The organism is Streptomyces sp. YGL11-2, assembly GCF_050054615.1.
Classification (GTDB): Bacteria; Actinomycetota; Actinomycetes; order Streptomycetales; family Streptomycetaceae; genus Streptomyces.
On sequence record NZ_JBNHIN010000008.1, the window covers coordinates 152590 to 167573 of the forward strand.

Sequence of the window (14984 nt, forward strand, 5' to 3'; positions counted from 1 at the left end):
GTGCGGTGTGCCGTGCGGTCCGTGGTCCCCGGGATTGTCTCTTTCCTCTGGGAGCGCCTTCATCCGGGTTTCGGTTCCCGCGGTCCGCCGGGTCCGCTGCGGGTGCCGTGCACAGCGGCGTCGGGGCCGTTGTCGGACCCTCGTGCGAGGATGAGGGCACCAGTGATCGCGGGCGGCGGGCAGCCCGTGTGCAGGACCCGGGACGCGGTGCCGGGCGGAAGGGACGGGCCGGGGTGAGCGACAACCAGAACCTCCTCGCGGAGCAGCGGCGTGCCCTGATTCTCGACGAGGTCAGACGGCGGGGCGGGGTGCGCGTCAATGAGCTGACCCGCCGGCTCAGCGTCTCGGACATGACGGTCCGTCGCGATCTGGACGCGCTGGCCCGCCAGGGCATGGTCGAGAAGGTGCACGGCGGCGCGCTGCCGGTGAGCGACCCGAGCGCCCATGAGCCGGGGTTCGAGGTGAAGTCGGCGCTGGAGCTGAGCGCCAAGGCGGAGATCGCCAAGGCGGCGGCGCGGATGGCGGTGCCGGGCAGCGCGATCGCGCTGGCGGGCGGCACGACCGCGTTCGCGCTGGCGCACCAGCTGCTGGAGGTGCCGGAGCTGACGGTGGTGACGAATTCGGTGCGGGTGGCCGATGTGTTCTACAACGCCCAGCGGGCCGCCGCCAGCGGCGAGGGGATGCCGGCCGCGGAGGCGGCGACGGTGGTGCTCACGGGCGGGGTGCGGACGCCGTCGGACACCCTGGTCGGGCCGGTGGCCGATGCCGCGATCCGGTCGCTCCACTTCGATCTGCTCTTCCTCGGGGTGCACGGCATATCGGTGGAGGCGGGGCTGTCGACGCCGAATCTCGCGGAGGCGGAGACCAACCGGCATTTCGTGCGGTCCGCGCGGCGGGTGGTGGTGGTCGCCGACCACACCAAGTGGGGGACGGTGGGCCTGAGTTCGTTCGCCGGCCTGGACCAGGTGGATGTGCTGGTGACGGATGCCGGGCTGCCGGCGGAGGTGCGGGCGGAGTTCGCGGAGCTGCCGACCGAGCTGGTGGTGGCGGGCGAACCGGCCGCCGGCGCAGACGTCTGACACCGCGCCGGTCAGGGTGTGCCGCGCTGTCCCGCCGGCCGTCCCCCAGGGGGTGCTCGTACCGTGCCACGCCGACTCCGCCCCGTCGAGCTCGACTTCGTCGCCGCCGCCCCGCTGCGGCTGGTGTTCGCCGCGGAGGCCGCCGCGCCGCCGGAGATCGTCTACCGGGCACTGGCGGAGGACGTGGCGGGCTGGGCTGACTGGTTCACGGGGGTGTCCCGTGCGGCACCGACGCGCGGCGGCGCGGGCCGCGACATCCGCCTGACGGGCGGCACGCGGTTCGGCGAGACGGTGCTGGCGGCCGAGCCCGACGCGCACTACGCCTATCGGGTCGACACCACCAACGCCCCTGGACCGCGGGCCCTGTTGGAGGACTGGCGGCTGACCCCGGCAGGCGGCGGGACGCGGGTGCGGTGGACGTTCGCGGCCGACGGCCCGGCGCCGTTCCGCTGGCTGATGACGGCGGCCCGGCCGGGCCTGGGCCGCGCCTTCCGGGACTCCGTACGGGCCCTGGACCGGCGCCTGACCCGCCCCTGAGCCGCAGCCGCCGCACCCGGTCAGCAGCTCCAGGTGCCGGTGGTCAGGAAGGTGTCGATGGTGCGCGCGTAGGGCGTGATGTCCAGGCCCTGCGAGGCCAGCCAGTCGTCCGAGTAGTACTTGTCGAGATAGCGGTCCCCCGGGTCGCAGAGCAGCGTGACCACGGACCCCGTACAGCCCTCGGCGACCATCTCCGCGACGATCTTCAGGGCGCTCCACAGCCCGGTGCCGGTCGAGCCGCCCGCCTTGCGGCCGATCGCCGTCTCCAGGGCGCGGACGGCGGCGATGCTGGCCGCGTCCGGGACCTTCATCATCCGGTCGATCGCGCCGGGCACGAAGCTCGGCTCCATCCGGGGCCGGCCGATGCCCTCTATCCGCGACGCGGTCTCGCAGTTGGTCCCGGCGTCGCCGGTGAGCCAGCCGTCGAAGAAGCAGGAGTTCTCCGGGTCGGGGACGCAGACCCGGGTGTCGAACTGCATGTAGTGGACGTAGCGGGCGATGGTCGCGGAGGTGCCGCCGGTGCCCGCGGTGGCGACGATCCAGGCGGGCTCGGGATAGCGCTCCAGCCGCAGCTGCTGGTAGATCGACTCGGCGATGTTGTTGTTGCCGCGCCAGTCCGTGGCCCGCTCGGCGTAGGTGAACTGGTCCATGTAGTGCCCGCCGGACTCGGCGGCGAGCCGGGCGGAGACCTCGTAGACGGTCCGCGGGTCCTGGACCAGGTGGCAGGTGCCGCCGTGGAATTCGATCAGCCGGGTCTTCTCGCGGCTGGTCGTCGCCGGCATCACCGCGATGAACGGGATCCCGATCAGCGAGGCGAAGTACGCCTCGGAGACGGCCGTGGAGCCGCTGGAGGACTCGATGACGGGCTTCCCTGGGCGGATCCAGCCGTTGCACAGCCCGTACAGGAACAGCGAGCGGGCCAGCCGGTGCTTGAGGCTGCCGGTGGGGTGCGTCGACTCGTCCTTCAGGTAGAGGTCGATGCCCCATTCCTCGGGCAGCGGGAAGCGCAGCAGGTGGGTGTCGGCGGTGCGGTTGGCGTCCGCCTGGACCTTGCGTACCGCGTCTTTGAGCCAATTCCGGTAGTCCGGATCCGTGCGGTCGACGTCCGTGGTCGGCAGGACGGTCGGCGTCGGCTCCTGGGCCGCTCTGCTGCGGTCGGGCCGGCTCTGCGGCTGTGGTGCGATGCTCACCGGCGCACTCCTCAACGGGGGGTCACGAGCCCGCGCGCAACGGCGGGCCGGTTCCGACTATAACCACCCTCCGCACGCTTCTCACCTGCATAAACATCACTTTGAGTGGCCCCAAGAAGGCCCTGGGGGACGGCTGTTGCCCGCGTCGCACCCGGGGCGGCACTGGTATACGCGGCGCAGGGGGGGCAAACTTCCCGAGAGGGGCGGTGGACGTCACCGGCCCGGGGCGCCGAGGAAGTGGTGGGGATGGCGGAGTCGGAGTTCAACGCGACCGGCGTACGGATCGAGCGGTGGCTGCGGTCGCTGACCAGGGCGGGCCAGGTCCGTATCAGCAACGGGCGGCTGGCCCTGCTGACCAGCTACGGCACGGAGATCGACAGCGCTCCAGTGGGCGCGGTCGAGGCCCACAAGCCGCTGTTCGCGGCCCGCGACCGGGCGCTCGCCACCCTCAACGGGAACCGCTACTCACTCACTCTGGGCGCCCCCGACCGCTTCCTCAAGGCCGTGGAGACGGCACGTCGGCCACGCGCGTGAACGCCGGCTGCGGCCGAGGTGGTGCGGTTGCGGGGGCGCACCGCCTGCATGACCCTGGACACGTATCACTGAGGGTTCACCAGCGGTGACGTTGTGATGCAGCCGGCATCGCTGGATCCGATCTTCGCCCCTGCCCGGTAAAGGGGCCCCGACCTCATCAGGGAGTCGCGGTCGTGATCAGGCAGCCCAGCAGACACTGCACGGTGGAGCTCCAGGCCGTCCCGGCCCGCATCGGGCATGTGCGCAGGATCGTCTCCGCGCAACTGCGGTACTGGAGTCTCGACGCGTTGATCGACCCGGCGGCCCTCGGGGTCACCGAACTCCTCGCCAACGTCCACCGGCACGCCCGCCCCAGCAAGCAGTGCACCGTCGAACTGTGCGTCCTGCTGGACCAGTTGACGGTCTCCGTGCATGATCTCGATCCGCGGCTGCCGCGGATCCGGGTCGCCGACAGCTGGGAGACCTGCGGGCGCGGGCTGGCACTGATCGCGGCCCTCAGCGAGAGCTGGGGGGTCCGCCCGGACGACCCGGGCAAGGTCGTCTGGTTCACCCTCCCGGCACTGACCCCCGCTCCCGAGGAAGCCCGCGCGGTCCGCACCCGCTGGGACACCGCGCCACTGGAGGACGCGGCGGCCGACCCCCGGCCCCGTACGCGGAGCGCGAGGGTCGGCTGACGGACGCCCGTGGGGTCTGCCGACCCCGGGGCCGCCGGTCACCCGGGCACGCCGGAGGCGGCGGTGGCGGTCACGCCGGGCCGCTCTTGGGGCCGGCACCGAAGTGCTCCTCCAGCACGGAGAGCCGGCGCCAGTACTCCTCCTCGTCGATGTCGCCGGCCGCGAAGCGCCGGCCGAGGACGGCGATCGGCGAGGGCGTGCCCGCACCGGCCGCGGACCGGGGGTCGCCCCAGGGGCCGCGGATCCGCCCGCCGGGCCCGCCGTGCCGCCACACGGTGCGGCGCAGCACGGTCACCACGGTGAAGGCGACCACCACCCAGACCACGGGAACGAACAGGATCCAGGGGCCGGGTCCGCCGCCGGACCAGGGCTCCGCGAGTGCGTACATGGGGATCATCTCCTTGATGGATAAGGCACGGCCGGCCGGTCAACGGTGTTCCGCCGGCTCCCTTCGAGCCTCGCCGTCCGGGAGCCGCACGTCGTCGTACCGCCAGCGGCTCCGCCCGTACGACCGCGGAAGTACGCGGAACCGCCGCGCCTGCTCCGCCCGCCACCACGCCGGACGGCCACCCCACCGATCCCGACCCGCACCCCCTCACCCCCTCTTGGTCTCTGTAACTACTAGTATGTACAGTCCCTCCATGGGCACCCCACACAGCACGAGCGGCACCCCGGACAACGCCGCGACCGCACCGGCCGGCACACAGGAGCGACTGGTCGCGAGCGCCCGGCAACTCCTGTGGGAGCGCGGCTACGTCGGCACCAGCCCCAAGGCGATCCTGGAACACGCGGGTGTCGGCCAGGGCAGCATGTACCACCACTTCACCGGCAAGTCCGCTCTCGCACTGGCAGCGATCCGGCGGACCGCGGAGGACATGCAGCGGGCCGCGGAGGAGTGCCTCGCCGCCCCGGGGACGGCGTACGACCGGGTCGCGGCCTATCTGCTGCGGGAGCGGCAGGTGCTGCGCGGCTGCCCGATCGGGCGGATGGCGCAGGACCGCGACGTCGTCCGAAGCCCCGAGCTGCGGCAGCCGCTGGACGAGACGTTCGGCCGGCTCCGGCGCCGGATCGCCGAGGTCCTGACCGAGGGGCAGCGGCGCGGCGAACTCGCCGCCGGCCTCGACCCGGTGGCCACCGCCGCGGCCGTCGCGGCCGTCGTCCAGGGCGGCTATGTGCTGGCCCGGGCGGCCGAGGACACCGCACCGTTCGACGCTGCGGTCCGCGGCGTCCTGGCCCTGCTGGCCGCGCAAACGGTCACCCCCGCCCCGTCGCCCGACACCCCCTGACCACTCCCCACTCCCCTACGGAGCTGCCGTGCACGCCATGCACTACGCCGTCACCCTGCCCGCCGACTACGACATGGAGATCATCCGGCGCCGCGTGAAAACCAAGGGGCCCCTCCTGGACACCTTCGAAGGACTCGGCCTCAAGGCGTACGGGATCCGTGAGCGCGGCGTCGACGGCTCGCCGGTCAACCAGTACGCGCCGTTCTACCTCTGGGCCGACCCGGACGCCATGAACCGGTTCCTGACCGGCGACGGGTTCCGGGCCCTGGCTCGCGACTTCGGGCGGCCCACCGTCCTCAACTGGCAGGGCCTGTACCACCGTTCGGGACCGGCGGCCGACCGCCCGCCGCGCACCTTCACCCGGCGGATCGAGCCGATCCCCGACGACGCGGACGCGGCCGGCGCCATCGAGAACGCGCGGACCGCCCACGAGGAACTGGCCGCCGCCGACGGTGTGCACACCACCGCGCTGGGCCTCGACCCCCGGCGCTGGGAACTGGTCCACTTCACCCTCTGGTCGGACACCGTCCCGGAATCGGCGGCCGGCGAACTCTTCCGGGTGCTGCACCTGTCCGCCCCGGGCTCCGGCCGCCCCGTCGCCGCACCGCACGCCGGGACGGTCCGGCAGCCGGAGCGGCAGTCATGAGCGCCGCACAGAAGGCCGCACCGGCCCGCCCCGCCGTCCGCACCGTCCTCGGGGACATCGCCCCCGCCCAACTCGGCATCTGCGACGCGCACGACCACCTCTTCATCCGCAGTCCCCAGCTGCCCGGCCAGGAACTGGCCGACACCGGGGCGGCCGCGGCCGAACTGGACGCCTTCCGAGCCGCCGGCGGCGCCGCGGTGATCCAGTGGACGCCGTACGGGATGGGGCGGTTCGCCGGTGAACTGCCGCGGCTGGCAGGAGAATCGGGCGTCACCGTCGTCGCCGCGACCGGGTTGCACCAGGCGGCGCACTACGACCCCGAGGTCCTGGCGCGAAAACGGGTCCGCGAGGACCTGGCCGGGCTGTTCGTCGCCGAGCTGACCGAAGGGATCGGCACCGCCGAAGGGGTCGGCAGCGCCGCAGAGCACGGTGCCCGGCCCCGGGCCGGGATGATCAAGGTCGCCGGCGGCTTCCACGGCCTGGACCGGCATGCCCGGTACACCATGGCCGCGGCTGCCGAAGCCCATCTGGCGACCGGGGCGGTCATCGGCGTCCACCTGGAGCTGGGCACCGGCGCCCTGGACGTACTCGACCTGCTCTGTGGCGAGTTGGCGGTCCCACCGGACCGGGTGATCCTCGGGCACCTCAACCGCTCCCCCGATCCGGTCGACCACCGGATGGCGGCCGAGGCCGGCGCGTACCTGGCCTTCGACGGCCCCTCGCGCGCCCACCACGCGACCGACTGGCGGCTGCCGGACGCGCTGTCCGCCCTCGCCGACGCGGGCTTCGCCGACCGGATCCTGCTCGGCGGCGACACCACCACGGCCGCGGCCCGGTCGGTGAACGGCGGCCCCGGCATGCCGTATCTGCTGCGCAGGCATCGCCGACGTCTCGAACTTGCCCTGGGCGTGGACCTGGTGACCCGGATGCTCACGGACAATCCGTCCCGGGCGTTTGCGGCCGAGTGGCCGTAGATTCCCACGTTTTTGACTTTCCCGCCGTGGGGGTGCGCGTGATTGCGCCTTCGGCGCGGGGTGTTGTCCGCTGCGCGGGGCTTTCGGGTGCGGTGGCGTTCCTCCGGGGGTGGTGCACAGGACTGCTTCGCTTTACGTCCTGCACACCACCCCCTCCGGCCCGCCCCCTCCCGTGGGGGGGAGGGAAACCGGTGAGTGGGGGCTTGGGCGAGTGGTCCGCTGACGGTTTCCCTCCACCCACGAACCCGCACGGTCCCACTTACGCGCACCTCATCGGCCTTTTCTCACCCACTCACGGGAGGGGGCGGGCCGGAGGGGTGGGGTGTCCGGACGTAAAGCGAAGCAGTCCGGACACCCCACCCCGCAGGACCGTCACCGCACCCAACAGCCCCGCGCAGCGGACCCGCCCGCCGCAGGCGCAACGGCGAGAAAGCCAACAACGCGGGGCGCGGCAAAGCGCAGCGGAACGGCGGGAAAGCCGACAACGTGGGAAGCAAACCCAAGCGCAGCCGGACTAGTCCAACACCACCAACGGATCATCCAGCACCGGCTGCCACGCCAGTTCCGCCGCGCCTACCAGGCTGTTGTGGTCGAGGCTGCACGGCAGGATCGGGACGCCGCCGCTGCGGCCCCACAGGCTGCGGTCGGCGACCACCGCCCGTAGCCGTTCCGGGTCGGCTTCCAGGAGGCTGCGGTGGAGTCCGCCGAGGATGATGCGGTCGGGGTTGAGGATGTTGACCAGGCCGGCGATGCCGAGGCCGAGGCGGTCGATGAGCAGGTCCGCGGCGGCGCGTACGCCTGGGTCGGCGTACTCGTTGCGCAGCAGTTCCACGGCCTGGTGGAGGAGCGAAACCTCGGGGCCCGGTTCGCGGCCGGCCGCGACGAGGAAGGCGAGGGGGTCGGCCTCGACGTCCAGGCAGCCGCGGCTGCCTGGACGTCGAGGCCGACCCCCTCGCCTTCCTCGTCGCGGCCGGCCGCGACGAGGAAGGCGAGGGGGTCGGCCTCGACGTCCAGGCAGCCGCGGCTGCCGCAGTGGCAGGGCGCGCCCTCGGGGTTGACGGTGAGGTGGCCGACCTCCAGGGCGAGGCCGGAACTTCCGCTGTGCAGGCGGCCGTCGAGCACCAGCGCCCCGCCGACGCCGCGGTGGCCGGAGGCGACGCAGAGGAGGTGGCGGGCGCCCCGGCCGGCCCCGTGCCGGTGTTCGGCGAGCGCGCCGAGGTTGACATCGTTGCCGGTGAAGCCGATCCCGGCGGTGACGCCGGGGATGCCGGCGTCGGCGAGCGCGCGCAGGAAGAGTTCGCGTACGGGGGCGCCCGAAGGCCAGGCGAGGTGCAGCGGGTTGAGCGCTTCACCGTCCGGTTCGGCGACCGCGGAGGGCACCGCGAGGCCCGCGCCGAGGCAGCGGCGGCCGGTCTCGTCCAGCAGGGCGGAGCCGGCCGCGACGACCTCGGCGAGGACGTGCGCCGGGTCGGCGGGGATGGTGCCGCAGCCGGGTGCGGTGGCGACGATCCGGCCGCCGAGGCCGACCAGCGCGGCGCGGTAGCCGTCGGCGTGGATCTGCGCGGCGAGTACGACCGGGCCGCTCTCGTCGACGAACAGCCGGTGGGAGGGGCGCCCTTGGGAGCCGGCGGAGGCGTGCGGCCGGGAGTCGACGGTGATCAGGCCGAGCGCTTCGAGTTCGGCGGCCACCGCCCCGGCGGTCGCCCGCGTCACGCCGAGTTCGGAGGTCAGCACGGCGCGGGTGGGCGCGCGTCCGGTGTGTACGAGCTCCAGTGCGGGTCCGAGGGCGCTGCGGCCCCGCTCCAGCCTGGTTGTCCGAGTGTGGGTCACGCCTCTATTCTGACTTTGTGCCGACGCTAAACAAAATACGGACGGCCCTGACGCGCAACCGGGGCCCGCTCCTCTCCGCTCCCCGACCGACCGATCCCCGACTGACCCGCCTCCGCATCGCCCTCACGGCGTTCTTCGCCATGGACGGCTTCCTCTTCGCCGGCTGGGTCGTCCGCATCCCCGCGATCAAGGCGCAGACCGGCGCCGGCGCGGGCGCCCTCGGGCTCGCGCTGCTCGGCGTGTCCGCGGGCGCGGTGGCCTTCATGATGATCACCGGGCGGCTCTGCCGCCGCTTCGGCAGCCATGCCGTGACCACCGCCTCCGGCGCCGCCATGGCGCTGAGCATCCTGCTGCCGCCGCTCACCCACTCCGCCACCGCCCTGGGCCTGGTGCTGCTGGTCTTCGGCGCGGCGTACGGCTCCCTCAACGTCGCCATGAACAGCGCCGCCGTCGACCTGATCGCCGCCCTGCGCCGCCCGGTGATGTCCGGCTTCCACGCCGCCTTCAGCCTGGGCGGGATGCTGGGCGCGGGCCTCGGCGGGCTGATCGCGGGGCGACTGTCCCCGGCCGTGCACCTGCTGGTGCTGGCGGTCGTCGGGCTGGTGGTGACGGCGGTCGCCGGACGGGCCCTGCGCGAGCCCGCGGCGGCGGGCCGGACGCCGCTCCCCGAGGGGCCCGACACGTCCCGGTCGGACCATTCGCGGCCGGCCGGCGGGAGCGGGCGGGCGCGCCGGCTCGTCCTGGTCTTCGGCCTGATCGCGCTCTGCACCGCATACGGCGAGGGCGCGATGGCCGACTGGGGCGCGCTGCACCTCTCCCAGGACCTGGCCGCCGGGCCGGGCCTGGCCGCTGCCGGGTACGCGGTGTTCGCCCTGGCGATGACCGCCGGCCGGCTCTCCGGGACGGTCGTCGTCCAGCGCTTCGGCCCGGCCCGCGCCCTGATCGCGGGCGGTTCCACGGCCACGGCCGGCATGCTGCTCGGCGCGCTGGCGCCGACCGCGTGGGCCGCCTGCGCCGGTTTCGCCGTCGCCGGTCTGGGCCTGGCCAACATCTTCCCGATCGCCATCGCCCGCGCCGGAGAGGCCGGCGGCCCGGACGGGGTCGCGGTGGCCTCCACGGTCGGCTACGGCGGCATGCTGCTCGGCCCGCCCGCGATCGGCTTCCTCACCGAGGCGTTCGGGCTGCCCGTCGCGCTGACCACGGTCGCGCTGCTGGCCGCGGTGGCGGTGGCGGTCGCCTACGCGACCCGTGGGGCGCACCGGAGCGAGCGCGGCTGATCTCCGCCCCGGCTCCCCCTCGCGGGCGATCCGCCGTGCGCCGAATTCAGCGCGCCCGAGGGGGAGTTGAGGGCCGCGGCGGCGGCATCGCGGCTGGTGTCGACGCGCCGGGGTCCGGATCGGCGCCGATGGGCCGCACGGCCGCCGGCCCACCCCCGCCGGGGTCCGTTTCCACTGCCGGCTGGCACACTCGGGGCATGGAGATCACCGAGTTCGTCGAAACGCTGCGACTGGACGGGGCGCTGCTCGCGGACGCCGCGGACGAGGCCGGGCCCGACGCCCCGGTGCCGTCCTGTCCCCAGTGGCGGGTCCGGGACCTGGTCGTCCACACGGGGCGTATCCACCGCTGGGCCGCGAGGTTCGTCACCGAGCCCCGGATGCGGCCGAGCCGTCCCGACGAGGCGCCGGAGCTGGCCGATGACGAGCTGGTCCCCTGGCTGCGGGAAGGCCACCACCACCTCGTACTGGCGCTCCACGGGGCGCCGCGGGACCTGGAGACCTGGACTTTTCTGCCCGCGCCGTCCCCGCTCGCCTTCTGGGCGCGCCGCCAGGCGCACGAGACGTCCGTCCACCGCGCCGACGCCCAGCAGGCGGCCGGCGTCCCGCTCACTCCGCTCCCGTCGCGGTTCGCCGCCGACGGCGTCGACGAACTCCTGACGGGCTTTCACTCCACCGCCCGCAGCGCCCTGCACGCGGATCCGCCGCGGACGCTGCGGCTGCGCGCGACCGACGCCCCCGGCGCGGACTGGACGGTGCGGCTCAGCGACGGCCCGCCGCAGACGGTCCGTACGACCGCCGCCGACGCGGACGGCGCGGCGGCCGGCGGCGCCGCGGACTGCACGGTCGAGGGGCCGGCCGAGGAGCTGTACCTCGCCCTGTGGAACCGCCTCCCGTGGGACGTGCTCAAGGTCACCGGCGATCCGGCCCCGGCCGAGCTCTGGCGGGAGCACGGCGCCCTCTGACTCCGTGGGGCGGGGTGCGGCCGGCGGGGGCCGGGGCCGCTCAGCCCAGCCACCCCGGCCGCACCAGCCCCGACTCGTAGGCCAGCACGACCAGTTGGGCCCGGTCCCGCGCGCCCAGCTTCACCATCGTGCGGCTGACATGCGTCTTGGCCGTCAGGGGGCTGACCACCAGCCGGCGGGCGATCTCCTCGTTGGACAGGCCGATGCCGACCAGCGCCATCACCTCCCGCTCCCGTTCGGTGAGTCCGGAGAGCGCGTCGGCCGACGCGGGCTCCTTGGAGCGGGCCGCGAACTCCGCGATCAGCCGGCGGGTGACGCCCGGCGAGAGCAGCGCATCGCCGCCGACGACCGCGCGCACCGCCCGCAGGAGCTCCTCCGGTTCGGTGTCCTTGACCAGGAAGCCGGACGCCCCGGAGCGGATCGCCTCGAAGACGTACTCGTCGAGTTCGAAGGTGGTCAGCATGACGACCTTCACGTCGGACAGCGCCGGGTCCTCGGTGATCCGGCGGGTGGCCACCAGGCCGTCCACCACCGGCATCCGGATGTCCATCAGGACGATGTCCGGGCGGTGTTCGCGGACCGCGGCCAGCGCCTGCCTGCCGTCCCCGGCTTCCGCGACCACCGCGATGTCGTGCTGGGCGTCCAGCAGCGCCTTGAAGCCGGCCCGGACCAGCAGCTGGTCGTCGGCGAGCAGTACCCGGATCACGACTCCTCCTCGGTGCGGCCGGGATTCACCGTATCCGCGGCCCCGGGCCGCCGGCGGCCGGCCGGACCGCCGAGCGGGATCCGCGCCCGGACCCGGAAGCCGCCGCCGGGCCTGGGGCCCGCCTCGACGCTGCCGCCCAGCGCCGCGGCCCGCTCCCGCATGCCGACCAGGCCGTTGCCGCCGCCGGCCGGCTCCCCCGTACCAGACGTCGCCGGGCCGTCGTCGTCGACCCGGATCTCCAGCGCCCCGGCGGTGCGGCGGAGCAGCACCCGGGCGGTACGCGAGCCCGAGTGGCGGACGATGTTGGTGAGCGCCTCCTGGACGATGCGGAACGCGGCGAGGTCGGCGGCGGGCGGCAGGGGGGTCCGGGAGCCCTCGGTGGTGACGTCCACGGCGAGGCCGGCGCCCCGGGCCTGTTCGGTGAGTTCGGGCAGCCGGTCGAGGCCGGGCGCCGGGGAGCGCGGGGCGTCCCCCGGGGTGCGCAGCGTGTCCAGGACCTGCCGGACTTCCCCGAGCGCTTCCTTGCTGGCGGACTTGATGGTGGTGAGCGCGGTGCGCGCCTGCTCCGGGTCGGAGTCCAGCAGCGCGAGCCCGACGCCCGCCTGGACGTTGATGACCGAGATGCTGTGCGCGAGGACGTCGTGCAGTTCGCGGGCGATCCGCAGCCGCTCCTCGTCGGCCCTGCGGCGTTCGGCGGCGGCTCGTTCGGCACGCATCCTGGACAGTTGCTCGCGGCGGATCCGGACCAGCTCGGCGACCGCCACCACGGCCACCACCCAGGCGGTGACGACCAGTTCCTGCCCCCAGGGGGCTGGCCCACGGTACGGCGGCAGCCAGGGGTAGAGCCAGTGCCCGACGAGGAGATGGCCGGCCCACACACCGCCCACCGCGCACCAGGCCACCGCACGGTACCCGGCGACGATCGCCGCGAAGGCCCCCAGCACCAGGGTGAGGAAGACCGGCCCGTACGGGTAGCCGGCCGCGAGGTAGACCGCGCAGGAGGCGGCGGTGCCCAGCGCCACGGTGCGCGGATACCGCTGCCGGAAGAGCAGCAGCAGGGCGCCGAAGAGGAGCAGCGCCCGGCCGAGCGGATCGAGCGGGGTGCGCCCCGTCTGGCCGTGCGCGACGGCGTTAGTGCCGACCATGACGACGACCGCGACCGCGAGCGTCGAGCGCCAGGGCAGCCGCCGGCCGGCCCGCGTCCCGGGTGCCGGATACCCGGTCGGCGTCCACCGCTCCCGCGCCGTACCGAGGCAGTGCCGCGCCCACGGCGGCCGTGCGTTGTCCATGCCGTCACGCTAGACCGCGGCGGGACCCGGCGGCGTCAGCCCGGCGCAGTGAGCAGGCGTACTCCCCGGGGAGTAGGCCGAGGCCGCCGGGGCGGGCCGCCGGTCCGCCTGGTCACTCCGCCGCGCCGTCCGCCCGCCGCTCTCCCCCCGGGGGTCCCCCGCCGGGCCCACCAGCAACGCCACCAGGCGCTCCGCCCGTTCGCGCGGATCCGGCGCCCCGGCCCATCCGGTCATCAGCAGATGATGCACGGTCCCGACGAGGGCGAGCGCGACCGACGCCGTGTCGGCTCCGGCCCCGGGCGCCATCTGACCCGCCGGGTCGCACGCGACGTGTGGGACCGTGCCCGCACCGCACTCGCCGAGGCCCGGCGCGCCCACGAAGCGGCCGGCTCGGTCCGCCGGCGCGGTCCGCCTGCGCAGCGCCGTCTGGCTGGTCACGGCGGGCCGCCTCACGTAACCCCGGGCCGCAGCCGGGCCGGTCACCGCCCGCGAGGTCAACCCACCGCGCCCCGGCGGGGCACCGGCAGCCCGACCTCGCGCGCCAGACCGGCCACCGCCTGCTCGAAGAATTCCGTGCGGGCCTCCACCACCCGGTTGAACTGGCCGAAGAGTTCGAAGCTCAGCAGCCCGAAGAGCTGGGCCCAGGCCCCGACGAGCCGCGCCAACACGGCGGGCGGCAGCTCGACGCCCAGCTCCGCGCCGAGCGCCAGCGCATCGCCCGCGACCGCGTCGGGCAGCGGCTCCGACGGCTCCTTCAGCGCTCCCGCGGCGTGCGCGTCCCGTACGACGCCCATCAGCGCGAGGCCCACGCGGGCGGCGGGCCCGGTGGTCGCCTGGGGAGCACGGTAGCCGGGGACGGGCGATCCGTAGATCAGCGCGTATTCGTGCGGATGAGACAGGGCCCAGTCGCGCACCCCGGCGCAGATCGCGCCCCACCGGGCGGCCGGGCGCTCCGCGTCCGGACCGCGCAGGGCGTCCCCGGCCCGTTCCGCGGCCTCGCCGACCGCGTTGTAGGCGTCGACGATCAGCGCGGTGAGCAGGTCGTCGCGGCTGGGGAAGTAGCGATACAACGCCGAGGAGACCATGCCCAGTTCGCGGGCCACGGCCCGCAGTGAGAGCTTGGCCGCACCCTCCGCGGCGAGCTGTCTGCGGGCCTCTTTCTTGATGGCCTCGGTGATCTCGCTACGGGCCCGCTCCCTGGCACCTCGAATCGCAGTCATGGACAGCAGTCTCCCACTTTCCGCACCTTCGTCGGATCGCCGCACAAAAACGAGAGCACCGCTCTTGCCTTGGCGTGCCGGCCACCTCCATACTGCTCACAACAGTGAGCAGTGCTCTCGAAAAGGAACACCACTCACTTCGCGACGAGACCTCAGCAGGAGGAACCCCATGTCCCAGAACCTCAAGCCCACCCGCGTCAACAGCTTCGTCGGCTGGCTCGCCCGCCGGGGCGTCAGCCTCGCCGGCTCGGCCGACCTCGCCGTCCGCGGCCGCACGACCGGCGAATGGCGACGCGTCCCGGTCAACCCGATGACGTTCGAGGACGGCCGCTATCTCGTCTCCGCACGCGGTGACTCCGCATGGGTACGCAACATGCGCGCCGCGGGCGGCGGCGAACTGCGGGTCGGCCGCCACACCCGTGCCTTCACCGCCGTCGAGCTGCCCCCCGCCGAGACCACGGACCTGCTCCGCGCCTACCTCGCGCGCTGGGGCTGGGAGGTCAAGCCGTTCTTCGGCGGCGCCAGCGCCGACTCGACCGACGACGAACTTCGCGCCGTCGCCCCGCACCACCCGGTCTTCCGCATCACCGAAGCCTGAGCACCGCCCCCGCCAACCACCCGTCGCCGCCGGGGACATGGACACCGGCACGTGGAACCCGAGGCATGGACACCCGGGACACTGGCACAGCCACCGACCGCCGGCCACCGACCGTCGCCCCGGCCACGGACCGACGCGATGCGAAGCGAGCACCGTCGCCGGGCCCGCACCACCGCCGACAC

At 74.2% G+C, this 14984-nt stretch carries 16 protein-coding genes and 1 pseudogene; 10 read left to right on the top strand and 7 right to left on the bottom strand.

The features are described from left to right. Positions 1-233: 233 nt before the first annotated feature. Complete coding sequence (locus ACO1BR_RS12095) at positions 234-1079, top strand: DeoR/GlpR family DNA-binding transcription regulator (RefSeq protein WP_426795049.1); 846 nt, start codon at positions 234-236, stop codon at positions 1077-1079. Positions 1080-1142: 63 nt separating this feature from the next. Continuing rightward, complete coding sequence (locus tag ACO1BR_RS12100) at positions 1143-1616, top strand: SRPBCC family protein (RefSeq protein ID WP_426795050.1); 474 nt, start codon at positions 1143-1145, stop codon at positions 1614-1616. A 20-nt stretch (positions 1617-1636) separates the two neighbouring features. Here the strand turns inward: ACO1BR_RS12100 and ACO1BR_RS12105 are convergent, their stop codons facing one another. After that, the gene (locus ACO1BR_RS12105) at positions 1637-2734 is read right to left on the bottom strand and encodes a PLP-dependent cysteine synthase family protein (RefSeq protein ID WP_426795147.1); all 1098 of its coding nucleotides are present in this window, start codon (positions 2732-2734) and stop codon (positions 1637-1639) included. Between the two features lie 318 nt (positions 2735-3052). On the opposite strand from ACO1BR_RS12105, the gene ACO1BR_RS12110 reads away from it, so the two are divergent. After that, positions 3053-3340: a hypothetical protein gene (locus tag ACO1BR_RS12110; protein ID WP_426795051.1), complete on the top strand. Its 288-nt coding sequence runs from the start codon at positions 3053-3055 to the stop codon at positions 3338-3340. A 173-nt stretch (positions 3341-3513) separates the two neighbouring features. Further along, a complete protein-coding gene (locus tag ACO1BR_RS12115; protein WP_426795052.1) occupies positions 3514-4014 on the top strand; it encodes an ATP-binding protein in 501 nt (166 codons plus the stop codon). 70 nt (positions 4015-4084) lie between these two features. Here the strand turns inward: ACO1BR_RS12115 and ACO1BR_RS12120 are convergent, their stop codons facing one another. Then, positions 4085-4402 (bottom strand): SHOCT domain-containing protein, encoded by a 318-nt coding sequence (locus tag ACO1BR_RS12120; protein WP_426795053.1) that lies wholly within the window; start codon positions 4400-4402, stop codon positions 4085-4087. A gap of 253 nt (positions 4403-4655) precedes the next feature. Here ACO1BR_RS12120 and ACO1BR_RS12125 point away from each other — a divergent pair, with 253 nt between their 5' ends. From ACO1BR_RS12125 to ACO1BR_RS12135, 3 genes are read left to right on the top strand one after another with little or no spacing between them, the layout of a single operon-like run. Then, positions 4656-5300, top strand: coding sequence for a TetR/AcrR family transcriptional regulator (locus ACO1BR_RS12125; protein WP_426795054.1), 645 nt, complete (start codon positions 4656-4658; stop codon positions 5298-5300). Between the two features lie 28 nt (positions 5301-5328). Continuing rightward, positions 5329-5946 carry a DUF4865 family protein gene (locus ACO1BR_RS12130; RefSeq protein ID WP_426795055.1) on the top strand — a complete coding sequence of 206 codons (618 nt, stop codon included), beginning with the start codon at positions 5329-5331 and terminating at the stop codon, positions 5944-5946. Further along, positions 5943-6920 carry a phosphotriesterase family protein gene (locus tag ACO1BR_RS12135; RefSeq protein ID WP_426795056.1) on the top strand — a complete coding sequence of 326 codons (978 nt, stop codon included), beginning with the start codon at positions 5943-5945 and terminating at the stop codon, positions 6918-6920. The genes ACO1BR_RS12130 and ACO1BR_RS12135 overlap by 4 nt, the downstream gene beginning before the upstream one ends. Before the next feature lie 514 nt (positions 6921-7434). Here ACO1BR_RS12135 and ACO1BR_RS12140 read toward each other — a convergent pair. After that, a pseudogene (locus ACO1BR_RS12140) lies at positions 7435-8750 on the bottom strand (ROK family protein). A 17-nt stretch (positions 8751-8767) separates the two neighbouring features. Here ACO1BR_RS12140 and ACO1BR_RS12145 point away from each other — a divergent pair. Together ACO1BR_RS12145 and ACO1BR_RS12150 are read left to right on the top strand one after the other, a co-directional pair. Next, complete coding sequence (locus ACO1BR_RS12145; RefSeq protein WP_426795057.1) at positions 8768-10027, top strand: MFS transporter; 1260 nt, start codon at positions 8768-8770, stop codon at positions 10025-10027. A gap of 197 nt (positions 10028-10224) precedes the next feature. Further along, positions 10225-10989, top strand: coding sequence for a maleylpyruvate isomerase family mycothiol-dependent enzyme (locus ACO1BR_RS12150; protein WP_426795058.1), 765 nt, complete (start codon positions 10225-10227; stop codon positions 10987-10989). Between the two features lie 40 nt (positions 10990-11029). On the opposite strand, the gene ACO1BR_RS12155 is transcribed toward ACO1BR_RS12150, so the two are convergent. From ACO1BR_RS12155 to ACO1BR_RS12170, 4 genes are read right to left on the bottom strand one after another with little or no spacing between them, the layout of a single operon-like run. Next, positions 11030-11695, bottom strand: coding sequence for a response regulator (locus tag ACO1BR_RS12155; RefSeq protein WP_426795059.1), 666 nt, complete (start codon positions 11693-11695; stop codon positions 11030-11032). After that, a complete protein-coding gene (locus ACO1BR_RS12160; RefSeq protein WP_426795060.1) occupies positions 11692-12984 on the bottom strand; it encodes a sensor histidine kinase in 1293 nt (430 codons plus the stop codon). Before ACO1BR_RS12160 ends, ACO1BR_RS12155 begins: the two co-directional genes overlap by 4 nt. A gap of 9 nt (positions 12985-12993) precedes the next feature. Continuing rightward, entirely contained in the window at positions 12994-13422 is a 429-nt protein-coding gene (locus tag ACO1BR_RS12165) for a hypothetical protein (RefSeq protein ID WP_426795061.1), read from the bottom strand. A 56-nt stretch (positions 13423-13478) separates the two neighbouring features. Next, on the bottom strand, positions 13479-14204 hold the full coding sequence (locus ACO1BR_RS12170; RefSeq protein WP_426795062.1) for a TetR/AcrR family transcriptional regulator: 726 nt from the start codon (positions 14202-14204) through the stop codon (positions 13479-13481). 169 nt (positions 14205-14373) lie between these two features. Between ACO1BR_RS12170 and ACO1BR_RS12175 the strand changes: the two genes are divergently transcribed. Next, complete coding sequence (locus ACO1BR_RS12175) at positions 14374-14802, top strand: nitroreductase family deazaflavin-dependent oxidoreductase (RefSeq protein WP_426795063.1); 429 nt, start codon at positions 14374-14376, stop codon at positions 14800-14802. Positions 14803-14984 lie beyond the last annotated feature (182 nt).